Origin of the sequence: Nocardia sp. NPDC058519, from assembly GCF_042719755.1 — a bacterium.
GTDB lineage: Bacteria > Actinomycetota > Actinomycetes > Mycobacteriales > Mycobacteriaceae > Nocardia.
On the sequence record NZ_JBHXNK010000067.1, the window covers coordinates 1 to 2210 of the forward strand.

The 2210-nt window shown below is 59.7% G+C and carries 1 protein-coding gene and 1 pseudogene; one reads left to right on the forward strand and one right to left on the reverse strand.

Annotated elements, in window-relative coordinates; all coding sequences use genetic code 11:
* Positions 1–611 precede the first annotated feature (611 nt).
* Complete coding sequence (gene ltrA / locus ACFWPK_RS34485) at positions 612–2102, forward strand: group II intron reverse transcriptase/maturase (protein ID WP_378923056.1); 1491 nt, start codon at positions 612–614, stop codon at positions 2100–2102.
* 2 nt (positions 2103–2104) lie between these two features.
* Here the strand turns inward: ltrA and ACFWPK_RS34490 are convergent.
* A pseudogene (locus tag ACFWPK_RS34490) lies at positions 2105–2210 on the reverse strand (hypothetical protein); the annotation flags it as partial.

A 2210-nucleotide genomic window follows, 5' to 3' on the forward strand; every position in this document is an offset into this window, starting at 1 on the left:
CGTGCGCCACGAGGCGCTGTTATCCATATTGGAGGTGGAATGACTCCGAAGTGATTGTGTCGCAGCACGATTGCTGTAGCTGAGGGCAGCCTGATCCGGGAGACGCCGGGGAGGGCGGAAAGCAGCCCTGACAAAGTCGGGACGTGCCAGTACTGCCGAATGGTGCGGGTCCGGTGAGCGTGGGACAGAGGTGGACGAGAGGAACCGGTGTCATAAAGCTCCTCAAGTTTGGGTGCCAGCTCCAACTCGGTGGATATGGGCTGGCTTGCGGTGCATCTCCGATCGCCTTTAGTGGATCGGGGAACTCCCCTGACGGACTGTCCTGTCTGATGGGGAGGCCACGGTGAAAGCCTGCGGCGTAGCCGTGGCGAGGCCGCTGGAGCAAAGCCGGCCGCCTCCTGTCCCGAATGGATAGCAGTGAACGTGGGAACCATCTCGTTTCGCCCATTGGTGATCGTGGCCAACGGTTTTCGGTGGGCAGGCTCGTCGTCAGCTGACGGAACGTGATGGGGCGGAGGGGTCGTAGTAGTCCGAGCCCGGGAAAGCCGGGTACATGGCGAAGGACCCCAGTGGATATCAACAGTAAGGGACTGTAATGGACGGAGTCATTCGTGAATTCGAGTGAATCGTGGCCGGACTTCGATGAAGCCTGGTCGCGAGTACGGCGGATGCAGGCCAAGCTGTACTTGTGGGCGACCCGGAATCCGGGTCGAGAGTTCGATGATCTGCATAATCTGGTGTGCGATCCGGCGTTTCTGGTACACGCTTGGGAACGGGTTCACGGTAACAAGGGCGGTCGAACAGCCGGGATCGATGGAGTAGCACCTCGATCGATCCCGAAAGAGTCGACAGTGCTCCTATCGAAATTACGTGTCGAGCTGCGGGAGAGAAGATTTCGTCCGCAGCCAGTGCGTGAGAAGTTGATCCCGAAACCGGGCTACCCCTTGAAGAAGCGCCGGTTGGGGATACCAACGACGGCGGACCGTGTCGTTCAGGCTGCGCTGAAGTTGGTGCTCGAGCCGATCTTCGAGGCCGGATTCCAGCCCAGCTCGTATGGGTTCCGTCCTCGTCGTCGTGCTCAGGACGCGATCGCCGAGATCCATCAGTTCGGCTCCCGAGGTTATCGCTGGGTGCTCGAAGCTGATATCGAGGCGTGTTTCGACCGGATCGACCACACCGCTCTGATGGAGCGGGTGCGTCACCGGATCGGGGACAAACGGGTCCTGGCCCTGGTGAAAGCCTTCCTGAAAGCCGGTGTCCTCACCGAGGAAGGGCTGAACCGGGATTCCCATGCAGGAACTCCCCAGGGCGGGATTCTTTCGCCATTGCTTGCGAATATCGCCCTGTCGGTACTGGATGACCACTATCAACACAAGTGGGACGTCGCGGGCGGCGGCGGATTGCTTTCCGATCCTCGCTCGCGACGAAAGTATCTACATTCCAAGGGAGAGGCGACCTATCGATGCGTTCGCTACGCGGACGATTTCGTGGTCCTGGTCCATGGCGGGCAACACCATGCCGAACAGGCCAGGATCGAGGTCGCTGAGGTTCTTCGTCCGATGGGGTTGACCCTATCGCCGGAGAAGACTCGTGTATTGCACATCGATGAAGGGTTCGACTTCCTCGGCTGGCGTATCCAGCGCCGGGCCAAGCGAGGTACGAATCGGAAGAAGATGATCGTCTATACCTATCCGTCGAAGAAGTCTCTGGCTTCGATCGTCGCGAAGGTCAGGCGCATCACCAGCAGAGCAATGACCTATATGTCGTTGGAAAAGGTGCTCAAATGTCTGAACCTGGTGGTTCGGGGATGGTGTATGTACTTCCGGCACGGTGTTTCCTCTGACACATTCAGCTACCTCGGCCACTACATGTGGCGGGAAGTAGCGCACTGGATGAGCATGAAACACCGTCGTGTTCGCTGGCGAGAACTCCGACGCCGATACTCCGATCCGAGGTATCCGGCCTGGCTGCCAGCCGAGAACGGGACCGTGCTCTATAACCCCGCGGAAATAGTCATCGAACGATACCGATGGCGGGGTTACACGATCCCGACACCATGGAGCGCTTTGGCCGAACAACTCGACACACTCTCACGAGCATGACGTCCATGGAGAGCCGGATGCGGTGAGAGCCGCACGTCCGGTTCGGCGGGCGGCCAAGGGAAACGGATTCGGAGCAATCCGGACACCGCGCCCTTGGCCGACCCGACT